The 17,332-nt window shown below is 67.9% G+C and carries 12 protein-coding genes; 6 read left to right on the forward strand and 6 right to left on the reverse strand.

The window, feature by feature from the left end:
• The first annotated feature begins 234 nt into the window (after nucleotides 1-234).
• Nucleotides 235-1,236 carry a threonine aldolase family protein gene (locus AAHM44_RS07125; protein ID WP_342249517.1) on the forward strand — a complete coding sequence of 334 codons (1,002 nt, stop codon included), beginning with the start codon at nucleotides 235-237 and terminating at the stop codon, nucleotides 1,234-1,236.
• Nucleotides 1,233-2,150: a DMT family transporter gene (locus AAHM44_RS07130; protein ID WP_342249518.1), complete on the forward strand. Its 918-nt coding sequence runs from the start codon at nucleotides 1,233-1,235 to the stop codon at nucleotides 2,148-2,150. The genes AAHM44_RS07125 and AAHM44_RS07130 overlap by 4 nt, the downstream gene beginning before the upstream one ends.
• Here the strand turns inward: AAHM44_RS07130 and AAHM44_RS07135 are convergent.
• The 4 genes from AAHM44_RS07135 to AAHM44_RS07150 form a co-directional block, all read right to left on the reverse strand.
• Nucleotides 2,060-2,869, reverse strand: a complete 810-nt coding sequence (locus AAHM44_RS07135) for an NAD(P)-dependent oxidoreductase (RefSeq protein ID WP_342249519.1) — start codon at nucleotides 2,867-2,869, stop codon at nucleotides 2,060-2,062. The genes AAHM44_RS07130 and AAHM44_RS07135 overlap by 91 nt on opposite strands.
• A gap of 139 nt (nucleotides 2,870-3,008) precedes the next feature.
• On the reverse strand, nucleotides 3,009-4,631 hold the full coding sequence (locus AAHM44_RS07140) for a M28 family metallopeptidase (protein ID WP_342249520.1): 1,623 nt from the start codon (nucleotides 4,629-4,631) through the stop codon (nucleotides 3,009-3,011).
• Nucleotides 4,628-6,199 (reverse strand): M20/M25/M40 family metallo-hydrolase, encoded by a 1,572-nt coding sequence (locus AAHM44_RS07145; protein ID WP_342249521.1) that lies wholly within the window; start codon nucleotides 6,197-6,199, stop codon nucleotides 4,628-4,630. Before AAHM44_RS07145 ends, AAHM44_RS07140 begins: the two co-directional genes overlap by 4 nt.
• A 2-nt stretch (nucleotides 6,200-6,201) precedes the next feature.
• On the reverse strand, nucleotides 6,202-7,887 hold the full coding sequence (locus AAHM44_RS07150; RefSeq protein ID WP_342249522.1) for a M28 family metallopeptidase: 1,686 nt from the start codon (nucleotides 7,885-7,887) through the stop codon (nucleotides 6,202-6,204).
• Between the two features lie 294 nt (nucleotides 7,888-8,181).
• On the opposite strand from AAHM44_RS07150, the gene pepN reads away from it, so the two are divergent.
• The 3 genes from pepN to AAHM44_RS07165 all read left to right on the forward strand — a co-directional run bounded on the left by pepN (nucleotide 8,182) and on the right by AAHM44_RS07165 (nucleotide 12,863).
• Entirely contained in the window at nucleotides 8,182-10,770 is a 2,589-nt protein-coding gene (gene pepN / locus AAHM44_RS07155) for an aminopeptidase N (RefSeq protein WP_342249523.1), read from the forward strand.
• 71 nt (nucleotides 10,771-10,841) lie between these two features.
• On the forward strand, nucleotides 10,842-11,327 hold the full coding sequence (locus AAHM44_RS07160) for a methylated-DNA--[protein]-cysteine S-methyltransferase (RefSeq protein WP_342249524.1): 486 nt from the start codon (nucleotides 10,842-10,844) through the stop codon (nucleotides 11,325-11,327).
• 33 nt (nucleotides 11,328-11,360) lie between these two features.
• Entirely contained in the window at nucleotides 11,361-12,863 is a 1,503-nt protein-coding gene (locus tag AAHM44_RS07165) for an ABC1 kinase family protein (RefSeq protein WP_342249525.1), read from the forward strand.
• Here AAHM44_RS07165 and AAHM44_RS07170 read toward each other — a convergent pair.
• The gene (locus AAHM44_RS07170; protein ID WP_342249526.1) at nucleotides 12,860-14,479 is read right to left on the reverse strand and encodes an alkaline phosphatase D family protein; all 1,620 of its coding nucleotides are present in this window, start codon (nucleotides 14,477-14,479) and stop codon (nucleotides 12,860-12,862) included. The two genes, AAHM44_RS07165 and AAHM44_RS07170, sit on opposite strands and share 4 nt — an antisense overlap.
• 164 nt (nucleotides 14,480-14,643) lie before the next feature.
• Here AAHM44_RS07170 and AAHM44_RS07175 point away from each other — a divergent pair, with 164 nt between their 5' ends.
• Nucleotides 14,644-16,194, forward strand: a complete 1,551-nt coding sequence (locus AAHM44_RS07175; RefSeq protein ID WP_342249527.1) for an ArnT family glycosyltransferase — start codon at nucleotides 14,644-14,646, stop codon at nucleotides 16,192-16,194.
• Here AAHM44_RS07175 and AAHM44_RS07180 read toward each other — a convergent pair.
• A complete protein-coding gene (locus AAHM44_RS07180) occupies nucleotides 16,131-17,330 on the reverse strand; it encodes a glycosyltransferase (RefSeq protein WP_269573088.1) in 1,200 nt (399 codons plus the stop codon). The genes AAHM44_RS07175 and AAHM44_RS07180 overlap by 64 nt on opposite strands.
• Nucleotides 17,331-17,332 lie beyond the last annotated feature (2 nt).

A 17,332-nucleotide genomic window follows, 5' to 3' on the forward strand; every position in this document is an offset into this window, starting at 1 on the left:
GCCCCCGGAGCCACTTGCACGCGAGACAAGTCCATGGGCAGTCTTTGGTGGATACTCCCGATCGGCGCGCTGATGCTCTGGTGCGTCATCCAGTTCCTCAGGGGCGGCGGGCCGCCCTCCGGCAGGGATGAAAGCAGCACATCGCTATACGACTGGGGTAACGGGAACGAGTGAGGGACCTGGCTGCGGCACTGGTTTGTTGACCTTGGTGCGCGGTCCTCGCATGGACCGGCCATGCGCTTCTTCTCCGACAACGCCGCCGCCGTCTGCCCCGAGGTCTTCGCCGCGCTCGGCAAGGTGAACCAGCTCGACACCGCCTATGACGGCGACAAATACTCGCAGTCGCTCGACAGCGCGTTCTCGGACCTGTTCGGCACTGCGGTGCGCGCGCTCTGGGTGCCGACCGGCACGGCGGCGAACAGCCTCGCCTTGGCGGCGCTCTGCCCGCCCTATGGCGGCGTGGTCTGCCACCGCGATGCGCACATCAATGTCGACGAATGCGGCGCACCCGAATTCTACACGCACGGCGCCAAGCTGCTGGTCGGCGAAGGCGCAGGCTCGAAGCTGACCCCGGACGCGATCCGCGCGGTGATCGATCCGATCCGGCCGGACGTCCACCAGGTCCAGCCGCACGCGATCTCGATCACCAACGCGACCGAATATGGCCTGGCCTATACGCCCGACGAGGTCGCGGCGATCGGGGCGCTGGCGAAGGACCGCAAGCTCGGGCTGCACATGGACGGCGCGCGCTTCGCCAATGCCGTCGCGCATCTCGGCTGCCATCCGGGTGACGTGACCTGGCGCGCGGGCGTCGACGCGCTGAGCTTCGGCTTCGTCAAGAATGGCGGGATGAGCGCCGAGGCGCTGGTGTTCTTCAAGCCCGAGCTGGCGGACGCCACGCTTTATCGCCGCAAGCGCGCAGGGCTGCTCTTCTCCAAGGGCCGCTATCTGGCGGCGCAGATCCTCGCGCTGCTCGAGGACGATCTGTGGCTCCGCCACGGCCGCGCGGCCAATGCCGGCGCGGCGCTGCTGGCGCAGGCGGCGGGCGAGCGGCTGGTGCACGCCGTCCAGGCCAACGAAGTGTTCCTCAAGGTGAGCCCGGCGGAAGCCGCGGCGCTGCGTGCGCTCGGCTTCGACTTCTACGACTGGGCCGAAGGCGAAGTGCGGCTGGTGACCAGCTGGGACCAGAGCGAGGACGCGATCCGGCCGCTGGCCGACGCCATCGCGGCGCTGTGAGCGCGGAACCAGCTCCCCAATCGACGCGCCTCAGCGTCCTGATCCCGTTCGCGATCGTCACGCTGATCTGGGGCTCGACCTGGATCGTGATCCGCGACCAGCTGCTGGTGGTGCCGCCGAGCTGGTCGGTGACCTATCGCTTCACCGTGGCGGGCGTGACGATGCTCGGCTGGGCGCTGTTGCGCGGCGAGCGCCTGGCGATGGATACGCGCGGCATCGGCTTCGCGGTGCTGCTCGGGCTCGCGCAGTTCGTGCTCAACTTCAACCTGGTCTACCGTTCGGAGCAGTACATCACCTCGGGCGTGGTCGCGGTGGTCTATGCGCTGCTGCTGGTGCCCAATGCGGTGCTGGCGCGGATCTTCCTGGGCCAGAAGATGGGCCGCCAGCTGGTGATCGGCTCCGCCATCGCGGTGGCAGGCGTCGCGCTGCTGTTCGTCCATGAGGCGCGGCTGAGCGCGGTCGGGCCGCATGCGGCGCTGCTCGGCATCGGCATCGCGCTGGGCGGCGTGATGTGCGCGTCGGTGGCGAATGTCATGCAGGCGACGAGCACCGCCAGGGCCTATCCGATGGCGACGATGCTCGGCTGGGCGATGCTGAGCGGCGCGGTGCTCGACGCGCTGTTCGCGCTCGCCACGGTCGGCGCGCCGGTGTTCGACTGGCGGCCGAGCTATGCCGGCGGCATCCTCTATCTCGGCGTGCTGGGATCGGCGGTGAGCTTCAGCCTCTATTTCCGGCTGATCCGCACGATCGGCCCGGCCAAGGCGGCCTATACCGGGGTACTGATCCCGGTGATCGCGATGCTCTTCTCCACCCTGTTCGAGGGCTATCGCTGGTCGTGGCTGGCGGCCGGCGGCGCGGTGCTGGTGGTCGCCGGGCTGGTCGTGGCGCTCAAGGCGCGCAGGCCCAACCGGTAATCCGGATAGCGCGGGCGCCAGCCGAGAATGCGCTTCGCCTTCCCGTTCGCGACGCGCCGGTTCTCCGCATAGAAGGCGCGGGCCTGGGGGCTGAGGTTTGCCTGTTCGAGCGGCACCAGCGGCGGAACCGGCAGGCGGAGCAGCGCGCAGCCATAGGCGAGGACGTCGCTCTGCGGCGCGGGGCAATCGTCGGCAAGGTTATAGGCGCCGGGCGGACCGTCGAACCCGGCGATCACGCCGCCCACGATATCCTCGACATGCACCCGGCTGAACACCTGCCCCGGCACGTCGATCCGCCTGGCCTCGCCGGCGCGGATGCGGTCGAGCGGCGAGCGGCCGGGGCCGTAGATGCCGGGCAGGCGGAAGACGCGGGCACCCAGCGCCAGCCAGGCGGCGTCAGCGTTGCTGCGCGCGGTCCGGCGTCCGGTGCCGGTGGGGGCGGTCTCGTCCACCCAGGCGCCGCCGGTATCGCCATAGACGCCGGTCGAGGAGAGATAACCGATCCACGCGCCCGACGTGGCGATCTGCGCGCCGTACGCGGCGAGGACAGGGTCATCCTCGCCCGGCGGAACGGTGGAGAAGATGTGCGTGGCACCCGCGATCTCGCCCGCCCGCCCGGCGAAGTCCTCGCGGGTGACGGTGGCGATCTCCGCCTGTCCCGCCAGCCGCGCGATCAGGCGGCTGGCGCTATAGCCCGGACCGAACACCAGCAGCCGCATCTAGCTTCCCCTCCCTGGAAGGGAGGGGATCGAGGGGTGGGTCGCGTCCAGGCAATACTGCCGCCAAAGATGCAATGGCCGCCCCATCGCGGGAATCCACCCACCCCCGGCCCCTCCCTTCCAGGGAGGGGGGCAGAGGTCACTCCGCTCCATAGCCCCCGAACTGGACCCCGAAGAAATCGCCCTTGTTCCAGCGCGGCCGCTCGGGCGCGTCGGTGAGGGTGCGGGCGATCGCATAGTTCAGCCGCATATACTTGGCGGCCGAGTTCCAGTCGAACGGCAGGTCGATCTGGTCGGAGGGCTTGTGGTAATTCTCGGCCAGGAACTTCTTCTGCGCCTCGGCGCCCTGCCCGCCCGGCCCGGTATCGAGCGACACTGCCGGCACGCCCGACTTGACGAAGCTGTAGTGATCGGAGCGGACGAAGAACATCTCCTCCGGGCTCGGATCGGGCACGACCTTCAGTCCCTCGGTAGCCGCCGCCGCCGCGATCACCGGCCCCAGGCTCGAGCGCTCGCCGCCCAGCGCCACCACATCGACCAGCGGATAGGTGAGGATCGGCATGTCCATGTTGACGTCGGCAACCAGCTTGTCCTTCGGCACCGGCGGATAATGCGCGAAATAGTCGGAGCCGAGCAGCCCCTTCTCCTCGCCCGCCAGCGCCACGAACAGCATCGAGCGCTTCGGCTTCTCGCCCGAGGCGATGAACTTGCGCGCCACTTCGAGCATCGTCGAGACGCCCACCGCATTGTCCATCGCGCCATTATAGATGCGGTCGCCGTTCACCGCGTCGCCCACCCCGACATGATCGAGATGCGCGGAGAGCACGACATATTCGCCCTTGAGCGCGGGATCGCTGCCCGGGATCATCCCGACCACGTTGCGGGTCGACTGGGTCACCAGCCGCGTCTTGCTCGCCACCTTGAGCGTGCCGATCAGCGGACCGGTCGGGATCTTCGTGCCCTTGCGCTCGGCGGCCAGCACCTCGGACCATTTGATCTTCGCGCCCTGGAACAGCTTCTCGGCGCCGGTGCCGCCGACATAGCCGACCGGCGGCGCCCCCGCGGCGATGGCGAAGGCGGTGCCGTCCGGCCGCGCCCAGCTGTTCCGCTCATAGTCGTAATAGGGAACGATCGCTTCGAACGGGAACTGCTCGCGCTGCGCGACGGACTCCAGCACGACCACCGCCACCGCGCCCTTGGCCTGCGCGATCGCCGCCTTCTGCTCGTCGTCGCCGAAATGCGCCTCGACTTCGTTGGGCAGCCCCTTGGGCACGCCGGGGAGGATCGCGACGATCTTCCCCTTCACGTCGAGCCCCTTGTAGTCGTCGCGCTTCCCCTCGGGATAGACGATGCCGTAGCCGGCAAAGACCATCCCGCCCTCGGCCTTGAAGTCCGGGGTCGCCGGCGCCGGGGTGTTGACGAAATCGATGCCGAACTGGAGCGGGATCTCGCTCGACCCGCGCACCAGGCTCCACTTCGCCTTCTCGGCCGGCTTGAACGCCACCAGCTTGAGCGGCTGGAACCAGCTGCCCTCCACCCCCGGCTGCAGCCCGATCGCGAGCATCTGCGCCGCGACATATTCGGCCGCGATCTCATAGTCGCGCGTCCCCGCCTCGCGCCCGCGCATCGCATCCGAGGCAAGGAACTGGACATGCCCCTTCAGCGCCGCCTGTTCGGGCGGCAGCGGCTGGGGCGCCGTCTGCGCATGCGCGAGCGGTGCCGCGAGCAGCGCGGCGGCGAGGAGGAGGCGGCGCAGGATCATTTAGCCATCGGGCCCTTGTACAGCGTGCCGAAGAAGTCGCCCTTGTTCCACACCGGCTTGTCCGCGCCATCGGCAATGGCGCGGGCGATCGCATAGTTCAGGCCGACGAAGCGCAGCCCCTGCTTCCAGTTGATCAGCTCCACCTGGTCCGAAGGCTGGTGGTAGTGCTTGTCGAGGAACTCCTTGGTCGCGGCAGCCCCCTCGCCGCCCGGCCCGAGATCGAGCGAGACCGCGGGGATGCCCGCCTTGACGAAGCTGTAGTGATCCGAGCGGACGAAGCTCGCTTCCTCTGGCGTGGGATCAGGCACCAGCTTGACGCCCTCGGCCGCCGCGGCCTGCTCGACGATCTTGCCCACCGTGCTGCGATCCGCGCCATAGGCGACGAGATCGACGAAATTGTAGGTCAGGATCGGCATGTCGAGATTGACGTCGGCGACGATCGATCCCTTGGGCACGGTCGGGTTGGCGGCGAAATATTCGGAGCCGACCAGCCCCTTCTCCTCCGCCGTCACCGCGACGAACAGGATCGAGCGGCTCGGCGCCTTGCCCGATGCCTGGAAACGCCGGGCGACCTCGAGCATCGAGGCGGTGCCCACGGCATTGTCCATCGCGCCGTTATAGATGGTGTCGCCCTTCGCATCGGGCTTGCCGACGCCGACATGATCGAGATGGGCGGAGATCACCACATATTCGCCCGCCTTGTCGGTGCCCGGCAGCAGGCCGGCGACATTGTTGGCGCTGAGCTTGCGGATCGCGGTGTTGGCGGTGCCGGTGATCGTCACGCCGATCGCGCCGGTGGGCAGCTTCTTGTCCGCCTTGTCGGCGACGAGCACCGCGTCCCACTTGATCTTCGAGCCGGCGAACAGCTTCGCCGCGCCGTCAAAGCCCAGATAGGCGAAGGGCGGCGCGCCGCCGCCCGCGTCCGATCCGGCCCAGGTCATCGCCTCGCTCTGCGCATAGCCGACGCTGACCGCGAACGGGAAGATCGCGTGGCGGGCATTGCCCTCGAGCAGGATCACGCCGACCGCGCCATGGCGAGCGGCAACCGCCGCCTGCTGGTCGGGCTGCGACGAATGCGCGCGGATGTCGCTCGGCAGGTCGTGCGGCGAATCGCGCAGCACCGCGACGATCGCACCCTTGGCGTTCAGCCCCTTATATTCGGCCTCGCTGCCATAGCCGGCGAACACCACGGGCCCGGCAACCGCGACCTTGGGGTTGGACGGCACCGCGCGGGCGACATAGTCCTTGCCCCATTCGAGCGGGGTCTGGACACCGCCCCGGGTCATGACGAGCGTGCCGTGATCGGCCGACTTGTAGGCGACCAGCGGCACCGGCTGGAACCACGTCCCGTCCACGCCCGCCGGCTTGAGCCCGGCGGCGAGCATCTGCGCCGCGACATATTGCTCGGCGATGGTCAGCTCCGGCGAACCGGTGTCGCGGCCCTTCATCGCATCCGAGGCGAGGAACTGGACATGCGCCTTGAGCGCCGCCTCGTCCTTGCTGAGGTCCTGGGCGAAAGCGGGAGTCGCCGCGAGCAGGGTCGCGGCGAGCAGGAGTGCGCGCTTCATCATCACTTGGCGCCCGCGCCTTCATAGGTGAGGCCGAAAAAGTCGCCCTTGTTCCACACCGGCTTCTGGTCGCCATCGGCGATCTCGCGCGCGATGCGATAGTTCACATCGACGAAGCGCACGCCCGATTCCCAGTCGATCGCCGGCAACTGGCCGACTTCGTCCGAGGGCTGGTGATAGTGGTTCTTCATGAAGTGATCGATCGCCGCGCGGCCCGGGCCGCCGGCACCCGGCCACAGGAAGACCGAGGGCACACCCTTGCGGACGAAGTTGTAATGGTCCGAGCGGACGAAGATGTTCTCGCCGGGCAGCGGATCGTCCGACAGCGGCACGCCGATCGCCTTGCCGGCGCGCTCGACGATCGGGCCGAGCGTCGAGTGGCTGGCGCCGTACACCACGATGTCCTGGAACTTGTAGGTGATGATCGGCATGTCGAGGTTCACATCGGCGACGATGCTCGACAGCGGCACGGTGGGGTTGTTGGCGAAATAGTCCGAGCCGACCAGGCCCTTCTCCTCGGCGGTAACCGCGAGGAACAGGATCGAGCGGCGCGGCTTGGTGCCCGCCGTCTTGAAGCGCTTGGCTTCCTCGATCAGCGAGGCGATGCCGACGGCGTCGTCGAGCGCGCCGTTGTTGATCGTGTCGCCGGTCTTGTCCGGGCGGCCGACGCCGATGTGATCGAGATGCGCCGAGAGGACCACGACTTCCTTCGACAGCGCCGGGTCGCTGCCCGGCAGCATGCCGGCGACATTGTAGCTCTGCACCGGGGTCAGCGCGGTCTTGGCGGCGACGGTGATGCTCACCGGCAGCGCCTCGGCCTTGAACTTCGCGTCATCGGCTTCCGCCGCCTTGGCGATATCGGCCCATTTCTGCTTGGCCCCGGCGAACAGCTTCTCGGCGCCGACCAGGCTGACCGTGCCGGCCGAAGGCGTGCCCGGCGCGGCGATATGACCGGTGCCGTTGGCATTGCCCCAGGTGAAGCGCGCGCGCGCCACCGCGCCGGCATAGACGCTGAACGGGCGCGTCTTGGCGGTGCGCGGCGATTCGAGCGTGATCGTGGCGACCGCGCCATGCTTGGCGGCGATCTCCGACTTGGATGCCGGGTTGGAGAAATGCGCGGCGACTTCGCCGGGGAAGCTCTCGGGCGCGCCGCCGAAATAGGCGACGATCTTACCCTTCACATTGACGCCCTTATAGTCGTCACGGCCTTGGCCGACGATGCCATAGCCGACGAACACCACCGGCGCGGTGACGGTGTAATTGGGCGTCTCGGGATTGGCCGAGGAGACGAAGTCCTTGCCGAATTCGAGCGCGACCGGCGTGCCGCCCTTGCGAGTGAGCGACAGGGTGCCCGGGCCGTCGAGCTTGGCGCTGATCAGCGGCACGTTCTGGAGGTAGCCGCCGTCGTCACCGGCCGGCTTGAGGCCCGCCGCATAGAATTGCGAGGCGACGTACTGCGCGGCGATGTTGAACTCGTTGCTGCCTGCCTCCCGGCCCTTGAGCGCGTCCGAGGCGAGGAACATCACATGGCTCTTGAGCGCGGCCTGGTCGGCCGGCAGCTCGGCATTGATGATCGCATTGCGCTCGGCGGCGGTCGGAGTCGGCGCAGGTGCCGGGGCCGCATCCTGGGCATAGGCGGGCATCGCCAGCGACAGCGCAAGGGCGAGCGGCGTGGAGTTGCGGATCATGTTGGGGGGAACCTCTCGGCAGAAACTCGGTATATCGCTTCGGTAGCACGGCTTGGCGCAGGCGCAAGTCGGCAGATATCGTTACGGCGCGCGGAGATTGAAGTCGCGGCGAGCCGTTGAAACCTGCCGTCATCCCCGCGCAGGCGGGGATCCATTCTGGCTGGCCGCAGTGAGTCTCACAGGTCGCAACGCCAATGGATCCCCGCCTGCGCGGGGATGACGATACAAAATAGCCGGGATCCCGACCAAATTAGGTGTCCCCAATCCAATAGTTGCCCCTATATCCGAGGGATCATGGCAGACGCACGTATCGCACCGCAGACCCCGCAGATCATTCGCCGCGAAGACTATCGCGCGCCGGACTGGTTTGTTCCCGAGATCGCGCTCGACTTCGATCTCGACCCCACCGCGACCAAGGTCCGCGCAACGCTCAAGGTCGAGCGTAACGGCGCGCATGATCGCCCGCTGGTGCTCAACGGCGATGCGCTGGCGGCGGAATCGGTGCTCGTCGACGGCGTCGAGGCGCAGGGCTGGACGATGGACGGGCCCGACCTGGTGATCCCGCTCACCGGCACCGCCCATGTGATCGAGACGGTCGTGACGATCGCGCCCGAGCGCAACACCCAGCTGCAGGGGCTCTACGCCTCCTCGGGCATGCTCTGCACCCAGTGCGAGGCCGAGGGCTTCCGCCGCATCACCTTCTTCCCGGACCGGCCGGACGTGCTGTCGAAGTACAAGGTCCGCATGACCGGCGACAAGGCGCGCTTCCCGGTGCTGCTCGCCAATGGCGATCCGATCGCCCAGGGCGATGCCGAAGACGGGCGCCACTGGGCCGAGTGGCATGATCCCTTCCCCAAGCCGAGCTATCTGTTCGCGCTGGTCGCCGGCGACCTGGTGGCGAACAAGGGGCATTTCACCACGATGAGCGGCCGCAAGGTCGATCTCGGCATCTGGGTGCGCGAAGCCGATCTGCCCAAGACCGATCACGCGCTGCACGCGCTCAAGCTGTCGATGGCGTGGGACGAGAGCGTCTATGGTCGCGAATATGATCTCGACGTGTTCAACATCGTCGCGGTCGATGATTTCAATTTCGGCGCGATGGAGAACAAGGGGCTGAACGTCTTCAACAGCCGCTACATCCTCGCCGATCCCGACACCGCGACCGACTATGACTATGACGCGATCGCCGCGGTGGTCGCGCATGAGTATTTCCACAACTGGTCGGGCAACCGCGTGACCTGCCGCGACTGGTTCCAGCTTTCGTTGAAGGAAGGCTTCACTGTCTTCCGCGACCAGAGCTTCTCGGGCGACCAGGGCAGCAAGGCGGTCAAGCGGATCGAGGATGTGCGCGGCCTGCGCGCCTCGCAGTTCCCGGAGGATTCGGGGCCGCTCGCGCATCCGGTGCGCCCGGACGAATATATCGAGATTTCGAACTTCTACACGGCGACCATCTACAACAAGGGCGCCGAAGTGATCCGGATGATGTCGACCATCCTGGGCCCGCAGAAGTTCCGCGCGGCGACCGATCTCTATTTTGACCGGTTCGACGGCACGGCGGCGACCTGCGAGGATTTCGTGCGCTGCATGGAAGAGGCCGGCGGCGTCGACCTCACCCAGTTCCGCCGCTGGTACAGCCAGGCGGGCACGCCGCGCGTCTCGGCCAACCTGACCCAGGAAGGCGGGCGCGCGCGTCTCAAGCTCGCCCAGAGCGTGCCGCCGACGCCGGGCCAGCCGGTCAAGGAGCCGATGGTGCTGCCGCTCAAGCTCAAGCTGTTCGGCGGCGTGACCGGGCGGCCGATGTGCGACGAGCAGCTGGTGCTTTTGAAGGACGCGGCGCAGGAGATCGTGTTCGAGAACCTCTCCGAGACGCCGGTGCTGTCGATCAACCGCGGCTTCTCGGCGCCGGTGATCGTCGAGACCAACCGGACGGCGAAGGACCTCGCCTTCCTCTCGGCGCATGATGACGATCCCTTCGCCCGCTACGAGGCGATGCAGCAGCTGATGCTCGATACGCTGGTCGCCGCGGTGACCAGCGGCAAGGGCGAGCATGGCGCGGTGATCGAGGCGGTGCGCAACACGCTCACCGACGCGTCGCTCGACCAGGCGTTCATCGCCGAGGCGGTGCTGCTGCCGTCGGACAGCTTCATCGGCGACCAGATGGGCGTAGTCGATCCCGACGCGATCTTCGCGGCGCGCGAGGCGCTGCGCGGCGATCTCGGCAAGGCGCTCAATGCGGAGTGGCGCGCGGCCTATGACGGGGCGCAGGCCAATCGCTTCGAATATTCGCCCGCGGCCAAGGGCGCGCGCCGGGTGAAGACGGTGGCGCTCGGCTATATCGCCGCCAGCGGCGCGGCGGACGCGGCCGAGCTCGCTTATGGCCAGTTCCAGGCGGCGGACAACATGACCGACCGCCAGGGCGCGCTTACCACGCTGGTAAACGGCAATTCGGAAAAACGCACAGAGGCGCTCGAATCCTTCTACCAACGCTACCAGAGCAATTTTCTGGTCCTCGACAAGTGGTTCCAGACCCAGGCGCTGTCCTCGCGCGACGATACGGCGCAGGCCGTCGAGGCACTGGCGAACCACAAGGACTTCACCCTCGCCAATCCGAACCGCGCCCGTGCGCTGATCGGTGCGTTCAGCGTCAACCAGCGGGCGTTCCACGACGTGTCCGGTCGCGGCTATCGCTTCGTGGCGGACCAGCTGATCGCGCTCGATCGCCTCAACCCGCAGACCGCCGCCAAGCTGGTCCCGCCGCTCGGCCGCTGGAAGCGCTTCGACGCGGGCCGCGCCGCCAAGATGCGCGCCGAGCTGGAGCGGATCGTCGCGACGCCGGGGCTGAGCAAGGACATGTTCGAGCAGGCCAGCAAGTCGCTCGACTGAGGCTTTGGTGGCAAGCGCCGGGAAGTAGCTCGGCCCGGCGCAGGCCATATCGACAGGGAAGGAGAAACCCGATGACCCTGTCGAGCAAGACGATCCCCTCGCCGGTCGGCGACCTCACCCTGGTCGCCAGCGGCAAGGGGCTGGTGGCGATCCTGTGGGAGAATGACTCCCCCGATCGCGTGAAGCTGGGCGCGGTTGCCGAAGGCGCGGATCATCCCGTGCTGGCCGCTGCCGAGACACAGCTGAAGGAATATTTCGCCGGCAGCCGGACGGCGTTCGACCTTCCGCTCGATTTCCGCGGTACCGATTTCCAGAAATCGGTCTGGGCCGAGCTGCTCGCCATCCCGTTCGGCGAGACGCGGTCGTATGGCGAGATCGCGATGAAGCTCGGCCGCCCCCAGGCATCCCGTGCCGTAGGTGCCGCCAATGGCCGCAACCCGATCTCGATCGTCGCGCCCTGCCACCGGGTGATCGGATCGACCGGCAAGCTCACCGGCTTCGCCGGCGGGCTGGACGCCAAAGACTATCTGCTGAAGCTCGAAGGCCGCACCGGCTAGGGAGCGTTCGTCCGGCACTCGCGTTGGCGGGGCATGATCAAGCTGATTGCCGCCACTGCCCGAGACCAGCACCGCGTTCGCGAGATCGCCGGGGTCGCCACCCGCTTCGGCCTTGGCGTGCTGCTTGCCCGGCTGGGCTTCGCCGGCGAAGGCGACGAACCCGATGGCGGCGTGCCCCTGCCCCGCCGCACCCGGCTGGCGCTGGAGGCGCTGGGGCCGAGCTTCGTCAAGATCGGCCAGATCCTGGCGACGCGCGGCGACCTGCTGCCGCCCGAATGGATCGCCGAGCTGGAGCAGCTCCACAGCGATGCGCCGACGCTCGATTTCGAAACGATCCGGGCGGCGGTTGAAGAGGTGCTGGGCGAGCGGCCCGAAGCCGCCTTCGCCCGCTTCGACCCCATACCGCTTGCCGCCGCATCGATGGCGCAGGTCCACCGCGCGCAACTGACGGACGGGCGCGAAGTGGTGCTCAAGGTCCGCCGCCCGGGCATCCGCAAGGCGATGGAAGCGGACATGCGGCTGATCGCCGAGCTCGCCGCCCTGGTCGAGCGGAGCAGCGCCGAGGCGCGGCGCTTCGAGCCGGTCGCGCTTGCCCGGCAGCTGCGCCAGGCAATGCTCGAGGAGCTCGACTTCACCCAGGAAGGGCGCAACGCCGATCGCATCCGCGCCGACCTGACCAACCAGCCCGGCGCGGTAGTGCCCGAGATCCATTGGGAGTGGACCAGCGAGACGCTGCTGGTGATGGACTATATCGAGGGGGTGAAGCCGCTCTCGGCGGAAGCACTGCAGGAACGCGGGATCGACCCGCGCGCGATCGCCGAGCTCGGCGCCGACCTCGTCATCGAGATGGTGCTGATCCATGGCCGCTTCCACGGTGATCCCCATCCCGGCAATCTGCTGTGCCTGCCCGGCAACCGGCTGGCGCTGCTCGACCTGGGATCGATCGGCCATGTAGGGCCGGGGCGGCGCGAGGAATTCCTGGGCTTTGTGATGTCGCTCGCCTCGGGCAATCCGCGCGCACTGGCCGAGACGCTGGCGCTCTGGTCCGAAGGGCATGGCGTGCCCCGTCGCACGATCGACCGCGCCGCCGAGCAGATCGTCCAGCGCCATGGCGGCGGGCGGATCGTGATGGCCGAGATGGTGCCCGATTTCCTGCGGCTGCTGCGCGAGGAAGGGCTGGTGATGCCGCCCGACCTGCTGCTGGTGTTCAAGGCCTTCATGACGATGGACGGGGTGCTGGCGCGGATCGCGCCGGGCTTCGACCTGTCGGGCGCGATCCGGCGGGCGCAGGCGCGGCTGGTGGCGGAGCGCTTCGCGCCGGGCCGGCTGGCGGCGAGCGGCGGGATGCTCGCCTGGACGCTGGCCGGGCTGGGCGACGATGCACCCCGGCTGGTGCGCGCGGCGATCCGGCGGATCGAGGCGGAGCCGGTTGGCGACGCGGCTACAGCAGCGGCAATCCGCACCGGAACCGGATGGATCGCCGCCGCGCTGCTGGGCGGGGCGGCGATCCTGGCAGCGGCGTTGCTGCTGGCCTAGGCCATCACGTTCCGGCCGCGCGTCACCGTCGCGGTATGGCCGACGCTCGCCTTGGTGGTGCGCTGGAGGATGGTGTCCATGAACACCCAGTCGTTGGTCGCCTTTTCCGGCGTCAGCGTGAGCGCCATATAGCCGCGGCGGCTGGTGTCGCACCATTTCAGCTCGGGATTGGTGGCCACGAGCGCGGCGGCAATGATCCTGGGATCGGTGCTGCTGCCATTCTCATAGCCCGGCGAGGTGACGCTGTGCCCGGCGAACTCGACGCCGGCCGGCTTGCCGTCCTGACCAAGGTCGAACGCCCAGGCATTGTGGCTGTCGCCGCAGATCACCAGCAGATTGGCGTTCGCCGCCTGGGCCGACTTGAGGAAGCGCGCACGCGCCGCCGGGAAGCCACCCCAATTGTCGAGGTCCGACGGCAGGCCGAGCTTGCTCGCGGTGACGCCGGCCTGGACATAGGCCTTGGTGCCGGCGCCGGCATCGGCCTTGATCCAGTCCATCGCATTCTCGGGCATGCGCTGCTTGCCCATGATCGTGCCGAAGCCGACCACCTGCCACTTCTGGCCCGCGCGCACCGACTTCTTCATCGCATGGCCGAGCCAGGCTTCCTGCTCGGTGCCGAGCATGGTGCGCGCCGGATCCTGGAGCGCGCCGTCGCGGAACTCGATCAACGCCTTTTGCGCATCGGCCGAGCGGAACAGCGGGCCGAGCTCGGGCTCGTCGCTGCGATAGAGCAACCGGCTCTCGGTGCGGAACAGGGTAGCGAGGCCGCCAATGTCATAGCTGCCCCAGGGCGTTTCCGAGACCGGCATCCATTCCTTGAACGCCTGGAGCGCCGCCGCCTTGCGATCGTTCCAGTCAGCTTCGCCGGGCTGGTTGTTCTGCGCGCTCATCTCGCGGCTGTTGTTGGCCGATTCGTGATCGTCCATCTGGACGAGCATCGGCTTGACGCGGTGCAGCTCCTGCAGGTCCGGATCGGAGCGATAGCTGGCATAACGGAGGCGATAATCGGCGAGCAGGATGATCTCGCCGGCCGGCTCGGGCGATCGGCCGCCGACGGGGCCGTCCTTCGGGCCATAGCCGCCCGCCTTATACTCGTAGAGATAGTCGCCGAGATGGACCCACAGGTCGATGTCCTTGCGCGCCGCCGCGTGGCCATAGGCATTGAAATAGCCGAAGGGCAGGTTCGAGCAGGAGAAGATGCCGATGCCGAACCTGGCCGTGTTGCCGACTGGCAGCGTCTTGGTGCGGCCGACCGGCGAGAAGCTGCCGTCCGGCGCCACGAAGCGATAGAAATAGTCGGTGCCGGGCTCGAGGCCCTGGACGGTGATCTTGGCGGTGTGATCGCGCCACGGGCCGGTGATCTGCTCGCCGCCCGAGACGATCCTGGCAAAATCCTCGGTCTTCGAGATCTCGGCCTTGAGCTTCACCGGGCCGCCGCTGACCGGGACATAGCGCGTCCACAGCAGCATCGTGTCCGGTCCCGGCTCGCCGCTGGCAACCGAATGGGTGAAGCCGCGCGCCAGACTCTGCGCCAGCGCGAAGCCCGGGATGGCCAGCGCGCCAAGGCCGAGCGTGCCGGTGAGGATGAGCGAGCGGCGATCGATGCGCAGTGTCATTTTGAGGCGTTCCCAAGCTATTTCGTCGCAAGCCTTGCCGGGCCTGCGTGTCGAGTTCGTGACAGCGTGCGCCATGGACGCTAAGCACAGCGCACGTCGCAAGCAACAAGGCCCTGACCAGACTCCATGCCGCATCACCTTCCGCCCGGGGCTTCGCGCTCCTGATGGCAAGCAAGTCCGAAGTGCTGGGGAGCCGGACGACTCGCCTGACCGACCTCACCACAGGGTTCGCCCAGCTGCCGCGCTGGTCCATCCTGTTGCTTGCTGCCGTCGTGGTGCGCGCGCTGACCTTCGGGAACCCGGTGGTCCATGTCGATGAGGAATTCTACTTCGTCACGGCGCAGCAGATGCTGCACGGCGCGGTGCCCTTTGTCGATGTGTGGGACCGCAAGCCCGTCGGCCTGTTCCTGATCTACCTGCTGCCCGCCGCCTTCGGCGTGCCGGCGGGAATCTGGGTATATCAGGCGATGGCGCTGGCCTGTGTGGTGGGCACCGCCATGCTGATCGCGCGGCTTGCCGAAAAGGCCGGCTGGGAACGCGGTGCGCTGATCGCGGCCCTGCTCTATCTGTTCATGATCAACTTTGCCGATGGCCAGGGTGGCCAGGCGCCGGTCTTCTACAACCTGCTGATGGCCTGGGCCTTCCTGCTGGTGGTGCCTAAGCCCGAGGACCAGAGCGGCGACCGCCGCCGCATCCATCGCGGCACGCTGGCCATGCTGATCGTCGGCGTGGCGATGCAGGTGAAGTATTCGGTGGTGTTCGAGGCGATGTTCCTCGGCATCTGGCTGATGTGGCGCGAGATGCGGCTGGGCACCAGCATCGCCCATATCCTGCGCCGCGGTTGCCTGTGGGCAGCGGCGGTGTGGCTGCCGACGCTGATCGTCTGGGCCGTGTTCATCCTGATGGGGCATGGCGAGGCCTGGTTCTACGCCAATTTCGGTTCGATCGTGGACCGGCTGAGCGATCCGCCCCTGGTGCTGCTGCGCGCCTTCCTGAAGATCGCGCTGATCCTGGGGCTGCTGCTGATCGTCTCGGGCCTGTCGCGCCATGTGCCGGTGAAGGACCCGAGCGAGCATCCGGTGCGCGCGCTGTTCTTCGGCTGGCTGATCGCCGCCGTCATCGGGCTGCTCGTGTTCGGCAGCTGGTTCAACCATTATGCCCTGCCGGTGCTGGTGCCGGCCAGCCTGTGCTGTGCCGGATATCTGGGCGGCACCGAATTCGGCCGAAAATGGGTGGCGCCGGTGATGCTGCTCGCAGCGGGCCTGGGCGGCGAGTATACCGCCTGGAGCGCCAAGTGGCACCGCGGAAATGCCGAGCAGCTCGAAGCGCTCGCCGATGGCATCGGCAAGGGCAGCGGCTGCATGTACGTCTATTCGGGCAACGCCATCCTCTACAGCTATACCGATCGCTGCACGGTGACGCCGTGGATCTTCCCCAGCCATTTGTCGCGCGAGCGCGAGAATGGCGCGCTGGGCGTCGATCAGCTCGAGGAGATCAACCGGATCTTCGCCAACCCGCCCGAGATCGTGGTGATGCGCCCGGCCTATTATGGCGAGCGCGCGGAATCGCACCAGTTGGCGGTGAAGCGGATGGACGAGCTGGGCTATCGCCTGCGGGGCCGCTGGCCGCTCGGCGATCTCTACATCTCGGTCTACGAGTTGCCGGAAGCCCGCAAGTCGACGCCGCCGCGCCTGGCTTCGAGCAAGCCGGCATAATAGGTCATCAGCTCGGCGGCGTGATCGGCGTCGCTGCGGACCTTGCCGGCGGCGATGCGCGCGGCATTGCGCAGGATCGTCTGCTCGCGGCCGAACATGCGGCGAATCGCGTCAGCCGCCGAATAGGCGTCACGGGCGCGATAGGTTTCGGCGAACAGCGGATCGGCGATCTCGGCGAAGCCGCCCTCGTCCGGCCCGATCAGCGGCAGGCCCGAGGCAAGCGCTTCCGAGGCGACGAGTCCGAACGGCTCCGCGTCCGAGCCGTGGATCAGCGCGTCGCAGCTCGCCATGATCCGCGAGAAGCGCACCCGGTCATAGACCGGGCGGAAGATCTTGATGTGCGGGCTGCCGGCGATCCGCTCCTCGAGCTGGCGCCGCTGCGGGCCGTCGCCGATCAGCATCAGCCCCACCGGCAGGTCGTTCGCCGCCGCCTCGACCGCGTCGATCACCAGCGGCCAGCGCTTTTCCTTGTGATGCCGGCCGAGCCCGAGCAGCAGATGCCCCTCGGGCGGCAGGCCGAGCTGGGCGAGCAACGCCACGCGCAGCTTCTCGTCTCGCAGGTCGGGCGAGAACCATTGCCGCTCAATCCCCAGCGGCATCGATGCATCGACATGCATGCCGCGCCGGCGGAAACGCTTGGCGAGCGCCGGACCGTTGGTGACGAACGCGTCATAGGACGCAAGGAAGCGGTTCATGTACCGCGTGTACCAGGCAAAGGCCTGCTCGACCTGGATCGGCGTCGCCACGCTGTCGAGCCAGCGCTGCGGATAGGCGCCGATATTGTCGCCATGCGCGAAGAACACCTTCACCGCATCGCCCTTCCACCGCGCCACGGTCCAGCCGGGCAGCCAGGGCGAGCTGGTCTCGACGATATCGGGCTTCAGCTCGTCGAGCAGGTTCCAGACCGGCTCGTCCTTGACGAAGATGCCGTAGTTGCGATCGAGGATCAGCGGCGGCGCCTTCACCCAGATCACGCGGCCGCCGCCGGGCCGCTCCTCCACGCTCGATTCGAGCGCGGGGGCGATCACGGTCAGCTCATGGCCCATATCGGCCATGATCCCCATCTTGCGATCGAGATAGGTGCGTACGCCCCCGCCGGTGGGGGAGTAGAACTCGTTGACGTCGACGATGCGCATCC

It is taken from the genome of Sphingomonas sp. OTU376 (assembly GCF_038440415.1).
GTDB lineage: Bacteria > Pseudomonadota > Alphaproteobacteria > Sphingomonadales > Sphingomonadaceae > Sphingomonas > Sphingomonas kyeonggiensis_A.